Here is a 16,681-nt window from a genome sequence, read left to right as displayed (position 1 = left end):
TTTGACAAAAACGCAATGTGGGGGAAACAGGATTCGAACCTGTGAAGACATAAGTCAACGGATTTACAGTCCGTCCCAGTTGGCCGCTTTGGTATTCCCCCAACTGTTATTTCAATAAGATCTAAAGTCTTTTCGACTTTTTCGTTCTCTTAACGGATGGCAAAATTATACCCTTTTCTGTAACATTCAAAATTCTGTCAAAAAATTTCTTGCCTTTTTTTGACAGAATTCAATAAACCTAAAGAAATCAATGCTTTAATTTTCATCAAGGTATGGCTCAAGGTAATATTCCATGTACTTCCTCAGCTTTTCATCCTCCTCCTTGGTATACATTTCTTTGATTTTCTCCAAAACTCCTTCATCGTCTACAAAGCCAAACATAGATTGAAAGGCAACTGCTCTGATATAGTTCGCTTGATGATTCATGCCTACTTTGTATAACTTTTCTACTGCGCGCTTACTTTCTGATTCCTTTTGAAGCTTTGAGAAATAATCACCATAATAACCTAAGAAGTAATATAGTGGCTGCCCCGACAGCTTTTCTAATTTTTCATGAAACCATTCAGCACTATCTGATGATTCTTCCTCAATCAAAAAATCTGCAATGGCTACAACTATCCTTACATTATCTTCTTCCATGTACCGCTCAGCTATGGAATTCCTATTAGGATTGTCTTCATAACTAAGGTAAGCAGAAAGAGCGGCTGATGCCACTAGATATGATGGATGATTCATCCATCTCAAAAGTGAAGGGGAATACTTATCAGGATCTAAAATTGATAATAACTCTATAGCACCTGTTTGCACAGCATGTTCTGTTCCATTCTCAGCTATTTCAAATAAGATACCCTCCAAGCCTTTGATTTGTGTAAGCCACTCTGGGTTTCTAGCAATTCCAAACATGGCCATTTCCTGGATTGCCCCAAATGAATCATTTAACGCCAACTCAACAGTCTTTATGGTAACAGGTTCATCAGGATAATTATTTAAAAGGCTATCCAAAGCCTCATACCTAGCTACTCCAAATTGAGATTGTGAATACTGCATCACGAAATGATCAAGCCCTCTTTTTGTATCTTTTACAGCTAGCAGCTCAGACTCTTCATCGAAATAAAGTTGATTGACTGGCTCATTATTCTGCATTGCAAATTGCTGATAGGCTTTGTCTAGCACAAACTCTTTTTCAAAACGCTCTCCATCAATGTACCAACTCACTTTAAATGGGATTTTATAAAGTGGGGTGCTTGTCAGGTCTTGCTTTTGAGTAACCCTCAAAAGCAAATTTTCTTGCTGACTATAATCTACCTCATAGGACAGGACTGGGTGGCCTGAACCCAAAAACCATTGATTAAAAAACCAATTCAAATCTTGGCCAGTTACTTCTTCAAAAGCTAGTCTCAAATCATGGACTTCTACACTTGACCAAGCATGCTTTGTCAAGTAATGTTTAAGTGAGGTAAAAAACGCATCATCGCCAAGATTTCTCCTAAGCATATGTAAAATCCTCCCTCCCTTGGCATAAGAGTGACTATCAAACATGTCCTCTGAGTCATCATGAAAGAACCTGATTAAATCTACTTGCTTTTCTCTAGATTCGTCAAAATATTGTTCCATTTCCGATATATGGTGGAGGTCAGCCACATCTTTTCCTTCTTTGTAATCATACCATAAATATTCAGAGTAATTGGCAAATGCTTCATTAAGTGTAAGGTTGGCCCAGGATTCCGTCGTGACGTAATTGCCGAACCACTGGTGAAATAATTCATGCGCTATGATTCCGTCCCATTCGCTGTCTAGGGCTTCTCGTTCATTGAGATTCAAAGCTTCCATGAAAACAGAGATCGTCGTATTTTCCATAGCACCTGACACAAAATCTCTCACAACTACTTGATCATATTTTTGCCAAGGGTACCTTACTCCAAGCAACTCTGAAAAAAAGCCAATCATTTCAGGTGTATTTTTGAAAACGGTCTTTGCTCCTTGCTCATACTTTTCCTCCACGTAGTAATTCACCTGTATATCTTCCCAAGAGTCTTTTATTTCTACAAACTCTCCTATTACTACCGCGGCAAGATACGGTGCATGCGGCAAATCCATTTCCCAATGATCTGTACGCATATCATTTGATTGATCTACGCTGGAAAGTAGCTTCCCATTGCTAATAGTTCTATACTTGGCTGGTACTGTAAGTTTGATATCTTGAGTAAATCTTTCATTGGGGGTATCAAAAGTTGGGAACCATTTTGAGTTATGCTCTGTCTCACCTTGAGTCCAAACCTGAATAGGTTTATCCTCATCTCCAGTTGGATTGATAAAGTATAGCCCTTTTGTATCTGTGATCGCCTCACTGCCCTTTTCGGGATTTTCATTTGGCTTTGCAGTATACTTTATATATAGTCCTAGTGTATCACTCCTGGTATAGCTTTTTGGAAGGTAAACGGTAATTACCCTACCATCATACTTATAGTTTAATTCATTCGCTCCTTCCTTATCAAGCCTAAGTGCATGAATATCGAAGTCTTTCGCATCTAAAATTACTTGAGCCTGATCAAAAAAGTAGGGTTTCAATATCAGTTTTGCTTCACCTTTGACATGTTGTTGGTCAAAGTCGAAAGTAAGATCCAGCGAAGTGTGTAGCAAGTCGAATGACCTGGTTCGCGAGCCTTTATAATTTTCAATTTCAGCTTCTTTAAGTTTTGCTAAAGCATTTTTATTATCTAGCTCATCTACCACTTCATAGCTTGTGTTGGCATCTATTTGTTCACCTTCTGCAATGTTTTTATTACTTTTACAAGCAACAGTCAAAAATGGTAGCAAAAGCAAAAGAAGCTTAAATCTCTGGATTTTCATATTCAGGCTTTTTATAATTAAATTGTATCTTGTCGCAAAATAATAGAAATGTATTCAGTAAACATCGATAAGTCTGGACTAAATGTGGAAAAATCAGGTAGTGACCTGATAATAAACGGAAATTTATTGACTTGGGACTTCAAGAAAATAAGTGAAAACAAATACCACATTATTCATAAAAATCAATCACACAATCTTGAGTTAGTCTCCATAAACACCCAAGATAAAACACTTAGATTGAAGCTAAATAATAAATTAGCAGAAGTAAAGCTGCAGGACAAGTTTGATATTTTGTTAGAAAAACTTGGAATGAACACAGGACTTGGTAGTCAAGCAAAAGAAATCAAAGCTCCTATGCCTGGTTTGATTTTTGACCTTAAAGTAAAAGAAGGGGATGAGGTAAAAAAAGGGGATCCAGTCTTGATACTAGAAGCCATGAAGATGGAAAATATCATCAAGTCTCCTGGTGACGGAATTGTCAAAAATGTAAAAATCAAAAAAGGTGATAGTGTAGAAAAAAACCAAGTCCTCATCCAATTTTGACGAATGCTTTTAGATTTCTAGCTTGAAGCTTTATATTTGTAAAATTTATCAATCACAAGAACGCTAAAAATTAGCATAATTTTCCAAATCAACACCTAAAATGAAATACAAAAGAATCCTACTCAAATTAAGCGGAGAGTCATTAATGGGCAAAAATAGCTATGGTATCGACCCAAATAGACTTCAACAGTACGCAGAAGAAATCAAGAAAGTGAAAGAGCAAGGTGTTGAAATCGCTATAGTAATCGGAGGAGGTAATATTTTTAGAGGAGTACAAGCAGAAAAGACTGGAATAGACAGGGTTCAAGGAGATTACATGGGCATGTTAGCTACTTTGATAAATGCTATGGCACTACAAAGTGCGCTTGAACAAAACGGTATGTTCACCAGACTCATGTCAGGTATCAAAGTGGAAAGTGTTTGCGAACCATTTATAAGAAGAAGAGCAATCAGACATTTGGAGAAAGGAAGGATTGTAATCTTCGGAGCTGGAATCGGTAACCCATACTTTACTACAGACTCTACAGCGAGTCTTAGAGCAATCGAAATAGAGGCTCAAGTTGTTCTAAAGGGCACTAGAGTAGACGGTGTCTATACAGCAGACCCAGAAAAAGACCCATCTGCAACAAAATACAATACCTTATCATTCCAAGAGGCATACGAGAAAAACTTGAACATCATGGACATGACTGCGTTTACACTATGCCAAGAAAACAACTTACCAATTGTTGTATTTGACATGAACAAGTCTGAAAACCTTATCAAGCTTGCTCAAGGTGAAGACATCGGAACATTAATTACTACTATTCAATAAAAACATAAGCCAGAATACATTTACCATGGAAGAGATACAAATGCACCTGGATGAAGCAAAAGAAATGATGCAAAAAGCAGTAGATCATACTGCTCAAGAACTGGTTAAAATTAGAGCTGGAAAGGCTATGCCAAACTTGCTGGATGGCATCATGGTATCCTATTACGGAGCCCCTACACCACTTCAACAGGTTGCTTCTGTCACCACGCCTGACGCAAGAACCCTTTCTGTCAAGCCTTGGGAAAGAAACCTAATCAGTGAAATCGAAAGATCTATCATCAACTCTGATCTTGGACTTGCTCCTCAAAACAATGGCGAAATCATCATATTGACTATACCACCATTGACTGAGGAAAGAAGAAAGAACCTTGTGAAATCGGCCAAAGCTGAATGTGAGAATGGTAAAGTAAGTCTGCGTACAGTGAGAAAAGACACCAATGATGCTCTGAAAAAACTTCAAAAGGATGGAGCTCCAGAAGATGAAGTAAAAAGAGCTGAAGATGCTGTTCAAAAGCTTACCGATCAATATTCGACAAAAATCGATGAGCTATTAGTGAAAAAAGAAGCAGAAATAATGACCATATAAGTCAAATCACACACACAAAATTATCTTTAAAAAAGTCTGTACAGTTCACTGTTCAGACTTTTTTGTTATCACACATTCCAACAGCAATCTTCCAATCATTGGTTGAGATACTATTTTTCAACAAGAAAAATGTAACTTTGCGCCTTGGAATTCCAGAAATCAACAGCATGAACCTGTCAAAAGAAATAGAAAAAAGAAGGACGTTTGCCATTATAGCTCACCCTGATGCGGGAAAAACAACACTTACAGAGAAGCTTTTGCTCTTTGGGGGTGCGATCCAAACTGCCGGAGCTGTAAAATCCAACAAAATAGATACTGCTACCAAGTCTGACTGGATGGAGATCGAGAAACAAAGAGGTATCTCTGTGGCTACTTCCGTGATGGGCTTCGAATATAAAGATATTAAAATCAATCTTCTCGATACTCCTGGTCACCAAGACTTTGCAGAGGACACCTATAGAACGCTTACTGCGGTGGATTCTGTAATTATGGTCATTGACTGTGTAAAAGGTGTAGAAATACAAACAGAGAAATTGATGGAAGTTTGTAGAATGCGAAACACACCTGTGATCTGTTTTATCAACAAACTTGACCGTGAAGGAAGGGATCCATACGAGCTATTGGATGAGGTAGAAAACAAACTAAACATAAAGGTTCGCCCTCTTTCTTGGCCCATTGGAATGGGAAAAGGCTTTAAAGGAGTCTACAATCTATATGAGAAAAAATTAAACCTTTTCACTCCTAGTCAAAGGAAGCTTAGTGATGATAGGGTCACCATTGAAAATCTTGACGATAACCAGTTGGACGATCTCATCGGGACTAATAATGCCAATCAATTAAGAGAAGATGTGGAACTTATAGAAGGCGTATATCCAGATTTCGACACCACTGATTACTTGGAAGGAAAAGTAGCACCAGTCTTTTTTGGGTCTGCTGTCAATAATTTTGGAGTCAACGAAATGCTCGATACTTTCATTCGCATCGCCCCTACCCCTAAAAGTAGAAATACAGAAGATAGAGAGGTAATCCCAACAGAATCAAACTTCTCTGGTTTCGTATTTAAAATCCATGCTAACATGGATCCAAATCACAGGAATAGGATTGCATTTTTGAGAATTTGCTCTGGTCAATTTGAAAGAAATAAACCATACAAGCATGTGCGTGGAACAAAGCCACTAAGGTTTTCCAACGTTACACAATTCATGGCTCAAGACCGTGAGATGGTTGATGTAGCTTACCCTGGAGACATCGTGGGGCTTTATGATACTGGAAACCTGAAAATTGGCGACACCCTGACAGACGGTGAAGAAATGACCTTCAAAGGTATCCCAAGCTTTTCTCCCGAAATCTTCAAAGAAGTCATTAACAAAGATGCAATGAAAACAAAGCAACTTGAAAAAGGACTCAAGCAATTGATGGAAGAAGGCGTGGCACAATTGTTCACCTTCGACATGGGTTCCAGGAAAGTAATTGGGACAGTAGGACAGTTACAGTTTGAAGTAATTCAGTTCAGGTTGAAACAGGAATACAATGCCTCTGTAGATTTCGCACCTATGCAACTATACAAAGCATGCTGGATCAATAGTAGTGATAAAAAGAAGCTGGAAGAATTTGTTAAGTCTAAGAACAGACACATCGCACACGATAAAGATGGAAAACTTGTTTTCATGGCAGAATCAAGGTCATGGCTTCAAATGGTTCAGGATAATTATCCAGAAATTGAATTCCACTTTACTTCAGAGTTTTAAGTTTGGGTGACTTTATTTATAAAAAGATCTACAAATTAAACTTTACATACAAGAATTTATGTTATTGATTGGCTATCAATCGCTGATCATTTAAATTGAAAAATCTGTCGAACTTCGGCAAAGTATATATTAGGATTATGAAAAAAAAGCCATTTACAGTCGTCTATGAAGACAACCACCTGTTGGTAGTGAACAAGGCTGCGGGTATACTTGTCCAAGGAGACAAAACTAAAGACAAAACCTTAACAGATTATTGTAAGGAATATATTGCAGAAAAGTACGATAAACCAGGAGCTGTTTTTCTTCACCCTGTACACCGACTTGATAGACCAGTCAGTGGTCTGGTTGTATTCGCAAGGACATCCAAAGGACTCGAACGCATGATGGAACTCTTCCGAAAAAGGGACATTCACAAAGTCTATTGGGCGGTAGTTAAGAAAAAACCAGCAGAGGAGATGGGTAAATTGACTCACTATCTTGTCAAAGACGAAAATCGCAACTATGTATCCGCCTTTGACAAAGAAGTGCCAGGATCACAAAAAGCTGAGCTGAGTTACAAGCGACTTGGAAAACTCAATGACCACTGGCTCGTCGAAGTGCGTCCAGTTTCTGGCAGACCACATCAGATCAGAGTACAACTCGCAAGTATGGGGTCTGTGATCAGAGGAGATGTCAAGTATGGCTTTGTGAAAGGCAACCCAGATAAAAGCATTAATCTTCATGCGTTTCATTTGGTCTTTGTACATCCAATCAAAAAAGAAAAATTATACCTGCGAGCCGCCTTACCTGAAGAGCCATTTTGGGAACAGTATCTGGAATTGGAGCCTGTCAAAGCTAAAGATCAACATATCGACAATACTTATAGCGGATAGAAATCAGCACCACCCACACCACTATGAAAAACCTATTCTATCTATTTCTCATTCTATTTGCTCTCGGTGCTTGTGGTACAAAACAAGAGCCGAAGACCATCTATGTGGTCAGACATGCAGAGAAAATGCTCGATGGCAAAGACCCAATGCTCAGTGTAGCAGGAACTGCCCGCGCTAAAAAATTGGATCAAATCTTAGCCGAAAAAGAAATAAAGCATGCTTTCAGTACCAATACGGTAAGAACCCTGGCTACCATACAGCCTATTGCCAACAGGTCTGGAATAGCCAAAGAAATCTATGATCCAGAATATCATGAGGACCTGGCGGACGAACTTCGTAAGAGAAAAGGTAACATTATTGTGGTAGGTCACAGCAATACCATCCACCATTTGATCAATCACTTCGTAGGAACAGGTCAAAAATATGATGAACTGAAAGAAGAAGAATACGATTACATCTTCGAAATCACCCTCGCTGAAGACGGCAGCTCATCAGTAGAAAGGAAAGTCTACAAGGAATATTAAAACAATTGGGCAAGCTTGCCCGTTGTTTTCTATTGGTCAGAATTAATACTCATTTAAAAAATTTATGATTTAGGCATCTGATCAGCGATATTTTGAAAGGTAATCCCTTCCGATCTCATGAGGCTAGTTGATTATATCAAGTAGTATCTAGGATTTTTATCCACCAGACCCATTTTCCAAGATTCATATTTTGAATCCTTTTCAATTTGAAATGAATTTAAGTTTAAATCACTCAAAGTCTCTTGGATCAACTTTTCAGATCGAGCTGTAAAAACCAACAATACATCTTCTCTAAATTTCTCTTCCATGCCAACCAGTTCATTGAGCGTCATTTGAGAGCAGGAAGAACATGAGTTCTCTAATGGAATGATTATGCTCACCTTCTTCTCACTCAAATTATTAAATTCCAACTACGCTTCCAATTTGATATATTCCTCTTCTAAAGCATTGTGGCTACATGCTAGACAACTAACTATAAGTAGTCCTATTGTTAATAAATTCTTTATCATCTCTTCATCGGCTTTAGACCAACAAAAATCAATTCATCCTCAGAGGGATTATTATCAGGATGATTAATGGATATATATAGTTTTCCTCGGTGAGTGAAGTACATCCTTGTGTAGAACTTGTTCTGGGGCAGTTCATATTCTCCCACCTTTTTCATATTATTATCCAGAATGATTATGGATGGCTTTTTATTATCCCATGTCCTTCTTCTGCCATCCAAATCTTTGTAATCTAAACCATCATAGGCAAACCTATATAAGTAACCGGTCTCTTGATCATAAACGATTTCTCTGTATGAATCGCTCTCTACATATTCTTGCTCATCGTGATTCGGGCTTGGATTATCCAAGGGCAATATATCACCATGTCCCCTATGCCCAGCGGCTGCATAAGTAAGCTCTTCTGAGTCTATATTGTAGATCAGCAGATCATTTAAGAATGGTAAACTAACGATTAATTCATTATCTCCCCTAAGCAAGTGTGAGCTATGTGAAAAAAAAGCGCTATATACTAGCGGTGACAAATGAGAAGGTAAATTCAAAACATGCTCCATCTGTAGAGGATCTGCATGTATGAATTTCAAAAAATAAGTCCCAGACCATAGACCTGGTGAATTATAATCCTGATCTCCTGCCGCAAATGTGAACGTTGCATTTTTCGTTCGACTATAGATTAACGGTTTATTAGTATAATAGATCTGAACGTATGGCTTTCCATCTTCCCTCTCTTTCTTGACCGAATTTATCCTGCTTAAAACACTACCACTAAAATCTGTAATGTAAAGTTCACGACGCCAAGAAGTCCCAATCAATAGTGTGCTATCAGACAAAACTTCGAATGCCTTGATTGTCCTTACACCGTTAGGTCCTTCTTGCTGAAACTTAATACTGAAACTTTCCGCATCATCTGACAATGCATAGAACTCCAAGTGGTTTGTGTTTTCGTTGACTAGCCCCAAATAATCCTTTCCCCTTATACTAGTCTTTGAGATGTATTTCGAGAACACATTGGTTCTTTGCCCAATTGGAATAGAAACCGTATCATCAGGCATCAATGTGATTAAATCATCAAATTTTCTTGGTGAAGGATCAAGCGATTGATTCAATGAAGTCTTCTTTTCACAACTTAATAAGCTAAGAATGCTAAAAAAAGAAAGAGCTATATATATTTTTCCCATTTTCCTGATTTTAAAAAAACATCCCTCATGCCAATTGATCAAGAGGGATGCAAATTAATAAATAGATTAACCTTAACAATTACCTGCCTCTGTAACTAAACAACTTCCACTTCCTAAACAACAATGCTGTCCATTATCTTTTTTCCAACCTTCTGCTCCCCACCTCTGAGCAGACAACTCCAGGTAAACACCTCCTGAAAACAATACCAACATGGCTCCAGCGACTAACAATCTTACTTTCTTTTTCATCGCATTCCGATTTAACAAATTTAAAATACCCCTTTCAGAGCAGCTTCAATCTAAAAGCTTTCTTAAAATTATTATTATGCGCAAGTGAATATCAATATTTTTTTTTAAATTATTTCAAAACTAAGTCAAAACAAGTATCAATAAATATTTTTGAGTTTGAATATAACCCAAATTAAACATATTGTAAAACCAAACCTGTTTAACCTTTGAAATGAATTAGAATCAAAACTTACCTTATTTAGACTATTAAATATTTTTATTATCAAATATTTTATGCAAATCATGAATTCAATTCCAAAATTGCATAAAATGATAAAAACAGATTAACAAGAAAAAAACAGCAAACTGATCGCTTATGAAATCAAATCTTCCGAGACTTATCACTCTGATTTTCTGAAAGGGCTGAAAAATTTCAAAAAATTGGCTCCAGAAACTGAATTGAAACTGGTCTATGCAGGCGATCTCCACCAAGAAAGAGAAGGTGTTCAAATCAGAAACTGGAAAAGTTTAGAATAAAAAACACTTCCTAAGTTTAAAACTTTGGAAGTGCTAGTATACTGCTAATGACACATTTGAAGTTCTTCTTTGACAATTACCTCAATATCTCCCTTGAAATCACCAATTTTTGAATCTCAGATGTACCTTCACCAATAGTGCAAAGTTTTGAATCTCTATAATACTTTTCAACTGGATAATCTTTTGTAAAACCATATCCACCAAAAATCTGCACTGCTTCATTTGAAACAGACACACAGACTTCAGAGGCATAAAGCTTCGCTTTAGCACCAGCTAGTGTCACTTTCTCACCCCTATTTTTCAAGTCCGCCGCTTTGAATGTCAAAAGCTTCGCTGCCTCAATTTGAGTAGCCATATCTGCCAATTTGAATGAAATCCCCTGGAACTTACTGATTGACTGATTGAATTGCTGTCTCTCTTTGGAATATTGAATTGAAGCCTCTAGCGCTCCTTCAGCTATCCCAAGTGAAAGGGCTGCAATAGAAATTCTACCACCGTCCAGAATCTTCATAGACTGAATGAAGCCCTCTCCCTCCTTTCCAAGAATCTGATCCTTGTGAACCTTGCAGTCCTCAAAAATCAACTCAGCAGTCTCCGAAGCACGCATTCCTAGCTTATCTTCCTTTCTGCCACCTTTGAAGCCTGGAGTACCCTTTTCCACGATAAAAGCCGTCATTCCATGAGAATCTCCGACTTCTCCTGTTCTAGCTATCACCACTGCCACATCCCCTGATACACCATGTGTGATAAAGTTTTTGGCTCCGTTGATGATATAGTGATCACCATCTTCAGTAGCTACTGTTCTCATATTTCCCGCATCAGAACCAGTATTTGGCTCTGTCAACCCCCAAGCACCTAGTAGTTCACATGTGGCAAGCTTAGGCAAGTACTTCTTTTTCTGCGCGTCATTTCCAAACATCATGATATGTCCAGTGCATAATGAATTGTGCGCAGCCATAGATAGGCCAATGGATGGATCTAACTTTGCCAGCTCGGCTATAGCTGTCACATATTCAAAGTAGCCAAAACCAGCCCCCCCAAATTCAGTAGGCACCAATACGCCCATCAAACCAAGTTCTCCTAACTTTTTAAAAACTTCAATTGGAAAATACTGCTGATCATCCCATTCCTTTCTAAAAGGAGTGATTTCTTTAGCACCAAAATCTCTAATCATTTGAGCAATCATCACCTGATTCTCATTCATCTCAAAATTCATCATAATTGTTATACTTGGGTTTAATTTTCACTAAGATAATAACTTCTAGTCAAAAGAGAAGTTTCAATAGAAGAACAGATAATGAACTTATTTAACGCAAAATTTAGATTAGCTTTACTAAACCATTAAAAACACCTATCATCTAAGATACACTAAAGAAAATTTAATTAAGAACATCAAACAATCACGTCAACAAATTCAAATTTCTGCCCATTAAAAAGCCCTTTATCACTCAGTTTCAAATCTGGAATCACTAAAAGCGCCATAAAGCTCAAGGTCATAAAGGGTGACTGAAGTGTAGAACCCATTGCTTTTGCCATAGCATCTATCTTAGTGTAAGCTTCAGCTACTTGATAACCATCATTGGAAGACATTATACCCCCTACAGGCAAAGGAAGAACAACCTTTTCTGCTCCATTGACTGCCGAAACCCCACCTTTCACTTCAATGATCGAATTGACCGCCTCGCATATTGACTCATCGTCCACTCCCACAGCTATAATATTGTGAGAATCATGCCCAACTGATGATGCTATTGCTCCAGATTTTAGACCAAAGTTTTTTATAAATGCCAATGCTGGAGCTGCCTCATGATATCGATTGACAACAGTAAGTTTCAGAATGTCTTTGGAGACATTGGATTCTCCAAAACCATCGCGAAGTTCAATTTCCCCAATAATCTCTGGTGTGATTAACTGACCATCAAGCGCTTCTATCACACGAGCTTTTGATTTCTTTGTTCTAAATTGAAAGTCCTCTACCTTCTTAGGCTGGATATTAAAATTATTAATAACAGTACTTTCTATACTTTTGATTTTAGTAACACCATTTTCTGCTACCAGTTGCCCATTGATGTATGTAGCTCTGACTTTAAAAGACACTACATCATTCAAAATTATAAAATCAGCTGGATCACCTATCCTCAGCTTTCCTACTTGAAGTTTGTAGTGATCTATCGGGTTCAAGCAAGCTATCCTAAGTACATCAAACAAATCCTTTCCTTTTGCGATAGCTCTCGCTACAAGTTCGTTGATATGGGATAAAGCAAGATTATCAGGATGTTTATCATCAGAGCAAAACATTATTTCCTTTGGATACCTATCAATAAGATCAACCAATGCTTCGAAATTTTTAGCAGCACTGCCCTCACGAATTGCTATTTTCATCCCTAACCTCAACTTGTCTAAAGCTTCCTCTATTGTAAAGCATTCATGGTCTGTGGAAATTCCAGCAGAAGCATACTGAGCAGCTTGTTCACCACGTAAGCCTGGTGCATGGCCGTCGATAGGCTTACCATATCTTTTAGCTATATCAATTTTTTCCATAACAGCTGGATCTCTTTGAACTGTCCCAGGCCAATTCATCATTTCGGCGAGGTAAACTATTTCCTTCCTCTCAAGAAGATCATGTATATCTTGAACTGTAATTTCTCCTCCTGCCGTTTCAAAAGGGGTTGCTGGGACACAAGAAGGAGCTCCAAAATAGAACTTAAAAGGAACTTGATTTCCATTGTCAATCATAAAGTTCACCCCATCCATCCCACATACATTAGCTATCTCATGAGGATCCGAAACTGTAGACACGGTACCATGTACTACAGCAAGTCTAGCAAATTCTGAAGGAATCAGCATAGAGGACTCGACATGCACATGAGCATCGATAAACCCCGGAGACATATATGGTAAATCAGGGTTAAACTTGATCTTTCTGATCGCAACAATTTTGCCATCACCTACCTTAAGTTCAGCTGAAAAAATCTCCCGATTCTCAATGTCTATTAATTGACCTTCAATACAAAAGCAATTCATATTTGATGATTTTTGTTAGTTTTTTGACCAAAACATATCAGAAAGAAGTAGATACTATACAGTAACTTGGAATACATCTATACTCCTACCAGAATTAGATTTAAATCTACTATATTTGTACTTGAAAAAAAAGGAGAGGCATACTTAGTCAATGAATAGAATTGTAATTGCGATAGATGGGTACTCAGGTTGTGGCAAAAGCTCTACTGCAAAGGCAGTAGCCAAAGCTTTGGGTTACACCTATATAGATTCAGGCGCCATGTACAGGGCTGCTACTTTGCATTTTTTGAATAATCTAACAGTTTTGACCAATCCAAAAGAAGTGGCAAAAGCAATAGAGACTATGCACATTACTTTTCAAGTCAATCCAGACAACAACAAGCAAGAAGCCTATCTCAATGGACTCAATGTAGAGAAGGAAATTCGGAAAATGAGGGTTTCTGAATACGTCAGTGAAGTAAGTAAAATCAAAGAAGTCAGACAAGAGCTTGTGGCACAGCAGAAAAAGTTAGGCAAGAAAAAAGGTGTAGTAATGGACGGCAGAGACATAGGTACTGTCGTATTCCCAGAGGCCGAGTTGAAAGTATTCATGACTGCTGATATTAAAATACGAGCAGAAAGAAGACAAAAAGAGATTTTAGAAAAAGGTGAATTGATTGGTTTAGAAAAGATTATCCATAACCTAGGAGAAAGAGATAGAATAGATTCCTCTAGAGAGGAAAGCCCATTAAGGAAAGCGGAAGATGCCATCGAGATAGACACCAGCTATTTAGATTTTGAATCTCAAGTCAATCAAATTGTTTCGCTTGCTAAGGAAATTTTGGCAGAAAAGGTGTGATTATATGAATGTTACTATAGATAAAAATTCAGGGTATTGTTTTGGGGTAGAATTTGCCATAAAAATGGCTGAGGATGAAATGGAAGGGTCAGAAATGCTATACTGCCTTGGCGACATAGTCCATAACGACATGGAAGTCAAGAGACTCAGTGAAAAAGGCCTTGTAGTGATCGATAGAGATGAGTTAAGGGAATTACACGACTGCAAAGTATTGATACGAGCACATGGCGAACCACCCGAAACATATAAAATTGCCATAGAAAACAACATTGAATTGATAGATGCCTCTTGTCCAGTAGTATTAAAACTACAACACAGGGTAAAGACTGCATTTGATAAAATGGAAAAAGAGAAGGGGCAAATAGTGATATATGGTAAAAAGGGCCATGCTGAAGTAATAGGTCTTACTGGCCAAACACTTGAAAAAGCTATAGTTGTGATGGAGGATAGAGATCTGGAAAAAATAGATTTCAACAAACCCGTGACACTTTTCAGCCAAACGACCAAAAGCACCAAAGGCTTTTATGAGTTAAAAGAGAAAATTGAGCATAAAATCAAAAGCGCCAAAGGGACACTCAATGAAGTGGACTTCAATGCCAATGATTCTATCTGTAGACAAGTATCGAACAGAGAGCCCCAACTACGCCATTTTTCACAAGTAAACGATGTAATCATATTTGTATCAGGCAAAAAAAGCTCAAACGGAAAAGCACTGTATCAAGTATGTAAAGCTGAAAATGAAAGAAGCTATTTTATAGAAAACGAAACAGAAATAGACCCAGAATGGTTCAACTCCAGAGACAATATTGGGATATGTGGAGCTACGTCCACACCGATGTGGCTCATGGAACAAGTGATGAATCACATTCATTCTTTAGAGTCTGGAATAGCCCTAGAAAGTAATTAAATAAAAGGAAGGCAAATCAATCTAGATATGTCAACTTAGCAAGATGATGGCAAATAATAACAGAATTATCTTCTAATAACTGATCTATTTTATTAGATTTGAGGCGTTTTTCAAAAGACCATACAGTTCAAAATAATATGTCAAAACTAATTAAGCTTAAGAAGGGATTCGACATTAAGCTTGTTGGAAAAGCTGAAAAGCAGCTTGTAGACTTCCAACCAGCCAATACCTTTGCTATCAAACCTACGGACTTCATCGGTCTTCAAAGACCAAAAGTAACTGTATCTGAAGGAGATACTATAAAGGCGGGAACTCCGATTCTATTCGACAAAGCCTTGGACAAAGTCCAGTATGTCGCACCAGTTTCTGGTGAAATCGTAGAGATCAAAAGAGGTGAAAAGAGAAAGTTATTGGAAATCAAAATTCTTGCTGACAAGGAAATCAGCTATGAGACTTTCGAAAAATACACCGAGTCCACCATAAAATCTGTCAATCGCGAGACCGCAATTACTCAATTGACAAAGAGTGGTGTGTGGCCACAACTCGTTCAAAGACCTTATGGTATTGTAGCCAATCCAGAGGATAGCCCAAAAGCTATTTTCATCTCAGGATTTGACTCTCATCCATTGGCTGCAGACTATGCTGTTACACTCAAAGGTGAAGAAAAATATTTCCAAGCTGGAATTGACATTTTGAAAAAACTTACTGATGGAATCGTTCACTTGAATCTTAATGGTGACGCAGAGGTACCTTCAGTATTTGCAAACGTACAAAATGTACAAATCAATAAATTCTCTGGCCCACACCCAGCAGGAAATGTAGGCGTTCAAATCCACCACATCGACCCCATCAACAAAGGAGAGATTGCTTGGACAATCAACCCTTTCGGCGTCGCTCAGATTGGAAAACTTTTCTTGGAAGGCAAATATGATGCTTCTCGCGTTATTGCAATCACAGGATCTAGAGCCAAAAAAGCTGCATACACAAAAACCATTGTAGGTGCATGTGTGGACACATTGGTAAGTGGAAACTTGAAAGAAGACGAAAAATCAGATATTGCTCCAATCACCAGAGTGATCTCTGGAAACGTACTTACAGGAGAAAAAATCAATCAAGACGGATACTTAGGTTATTACCACAGCCAAATCACGCTAATTCCTGAAGGAGAGTATCATGAGTTTTTAGGCTGGATGAAGCCAACTGCAGATAAGCTAAGTTATCACAGAGCACTTGGATTGCTTTCATTTTTGAAACCAAACAAAGAGTTTGTTTTGGACTCCAATGTAAGAGGAGAAGAAAGAGCATTCGTACAGACTGGTGTTTTTGAAAGTGTAACTCCAATGGACATACTTCCAATCTATCTATTGAAAGCCATCATGGCAGAAGATTTTGATGAGATGGAGGAACTCGGAATCTATGAGGTCATAGAAGAGGACTTGGCTCTATGTGAGTTTGTGGATGTTTCTAAGCACCCAGTTCAGGAAATAGTAAGAAAAGGAATAGACTTAATTCAATACAGTTAAACA

General features: G+C 37.9%; 15 protein-coding genes and 1 tRNA gene. 9 read left to right on the top strand and 7 right to left on the bottom strand.

What is annotated here, in order from left to right; translation table 11 throughout:
- Positions 1 to 18 precede the first annotated feature (18 nt).
- Positions 19 to 101, bottom strand: a tRNA-Tyr gene (locus MM239_RS09480).
- A gap of 154 nt (positions 102 to 255) precedes the next feature.
- Complete coding sequence (locus tag MM239_RS09475) at positions 256 to 2,850, bottom strand: M1 family metallopeptidase (RefSeq protein WP_241347966.1); 2,595 nt, start codon at positions 2,848 to 2,850, stop codon at positions 256 to 258.
- A 48-nt stretch (positions 2,851 to 2,898) separates the two neighbouring features.
- Between MM239_RS09475 and MM239_RS09470 the strand changes: the two genes are divergently transcribed.
- The 6 genes from MM239_RS09470 (at position 2,899) to MM239_RS09445 (ending at position 7,937) form a co-directional block, all read left to right on the top strand.
- The gene (locus MM239_RS09470; RefSeq protein WP_241347965.1) at positions 2,899 to 3,393 is read left to right on the top strand and encodes an acetyl-CoA carboxylase biotin carboxyl carrier protein subunit; all 495 of its coding nucleotides are present in this window, start codon (positions 2,899 to 2,901) and stop codon (positions 3,391 to 3,393) included.
- A gap of 100 nt (positions 3,394 to 3,493) precedes the next feature.
- The gene (gene pyrH, locus MM239_RS09465; RefSeq protein WP_241347964.1) at positions 3,494 to 4,207 is read left to right on the top strand and encodes a UMP kinase; all 714 of its coding nucleotides are present in this window, start codon (positions 3,494 to 3,496) and stop codon (positions 4,205 to 4,207) included.
- Positions 4,208 to 4,232: 25 nt separating this feature from the next.
- The gene (gene frr / locus MM239_RS09460; protein WP_241347963.1) at positions 4,233 to 4,793 is read left to right on the top strand and encodes a ribosome recycling factor; all 561 of its coding nucleotides are present in this window, start codon (positions 4,233 to 4,235) and stop codon (positions 4,791 to 4,793) included.
- A 167-nt stretch (positions 4,794 to 4,960) separates the two neighbouring features.
- Positions 4,961 to 6,541 (top strand): peptide chain release factor 3, encoded by a 1,581-nt coding sequence (locus MM239_RS09455; protein ID WP_241347962.1) that lies wholly within the window; start codon positions 4,961 to 4,963, stop codon positions 6,539 to 6,541.
- Positions 6,542 to 6,678: 137 nt separating this feature from the next.
- Entirely contained in the window at positions 6,679 to 7,413 is a 735-nt protein-coding gene (locus MM239_RS09450; RefSeq protein WP_241347961.1) for an RluA family pseudouridine synthase, read from the top strand.
- Positions 7,414 to 7,436: 23 nt separating this feature from the next.
- On the top strand, positions 7,437 to 7,937 hold the full coding sequence (locus MM239_RS09445; RefSeq protein WP_241347960.1) for a SixA phosphatase family protein: 501 nt from the start codon (positions 7,437 to 7,439) through the stop codon (positions 7,935 to 7,937).
- 131 nt (positions 7,938 to 8,068) lie between these two features.
- On the opposite strand, the gene MM239_RS09440 is transcribed toward MM239_RS09445, so the two are convergent.
- The 5 genes from MM239_RS09440 to ade all read right to left on the bottom strand — a co-directional run bounded on the left by MM239_RS09440 (position 8,069) and on the right by ade (position 13,410).
- A complete protein-coding gene (locus tag MM239_RS09440) occupies positions 8,069 to 8,347 on the bottom strand; it encodes a hypothetical protein (protein ID WP_241347959.1) in 279 nt (92 codons plus the stop codon).
- Between the two features lie 95 nt (positions 8,348 to 8,442).
- Positions 8,443 to 9,621, bottom strand: coding sequence for a DUF4221 family protein (locus MM239_RS09435; protein WP_241347958.1), 1,179 nt, complete (start codon positions 9,619 to 9,621; stop codon positions 8,443 to 8,445).
- A 72-nt stretch (positions 9,622 to 9,693) separates the two neighbouring features.
- Positions 9,694 to 9,870 carry a hypothetical protein gene (locus MM239_RS09430; RefSeq protein WP_241347957.1) on the bottom strand — a complete coding sequence of 59 codons (177 nt, stop codon included), beginning with the start codon at positions 9,868 to 9,870 and terminating at the stop codon, positions 9,694 to 9,696.
- Positions 9,871 to 10,462: 592 nt separating this feature from the next.
- Positions 10,463 to 11,602 (bottom strand): acyl-CoA dehydrogenase family protein, encoded by a 1,140-nt coding sequence (locus MM239_RS09425; RefSeq protein WP_241347988.1) that lies wholly within the window; start codon positions 11,600 to 11,602, stop codon positions 10,463 to 10,465.
- 176 nt (positions 11,603 to 11,778) lie between these two features.
- Positions 11,779 to 13,410 carry an adenine deaminase gene (ade, locus tag MM239_RS09420; protein ID WP_241347956.1) on the bottom strand — a complete coding sequence of 544 codons (1,632 nt, stop codon included), beginning with the start codon at positions 13,408 to 13,410 and terminating at the stop codon, positions 11,779 to 11,781.
- 151 nt (positions 13,411 to 13,561) lie between these two features.
- Here ade and cmk point away from each other — a divergent pair, with 151 nt between their 5' ends.
- The 3 genes from cmk to MM239_RS09405 all read left to right on the top strand — a co-directional run bounded on the left by cmk (position 13,562) and on the right by MM239_RS09405 (position 16,678).
- Positions 13,562 to 14,248: a (d)CMP kinase gene (cmk, locus tag MM239_RS09415; RefSeq protein WP_241347955.1), complete on the top strand. Its 687-nt coding sequence runs from the start codon at positions 13,562 to 13,564 to the stop codon at positions 14,246 to 14,248.
- Positions 14,249 to 14,252: 4 nt separating this feature from the next.
- Positions 14,253 to 15,155, top strand: coding sequence for a 4-hydroxy-3-methylbut-2-enyl diphosphate reductase (locus MM239_RS09410; RefSeq protein WP_241347954.1), 903 nt, complete (start codon positions 14,253 to 14,255; stop codon positions 15,153 to 15,155).
- 137 nt (positions 15,156 to 15,292) lie between these two features.
- Complete coding sequence (locus MM239_RS09405) at positions 15,293 to 16,678, top strand: Na(+)-translocating NADH-quinone reductase subunit A (protein WP_241347953.1); 1,386 nt, start codon at positions 15,293 to 15,295, stop codon at positions 16,676 to 16,678.
- The last annotated feature ends 3 nt before the right edge of the window (positions 16,679 to 16,681 follow it).

This window comes from Belliella filtrata (assembly GCF_022549775.1).
GTDB classification, from domain to species: Bacteria; Bacteroidota; Bacteroidia; order Cytophagales; family Cyclobacteriaceae; genus Belliella; species Belliella filtrata.
The sequence above is the reverse complement of the archived record's forward strand: the minus strand, read 5'-3'. Positions and strand labels throughout refer to the sequence as shown.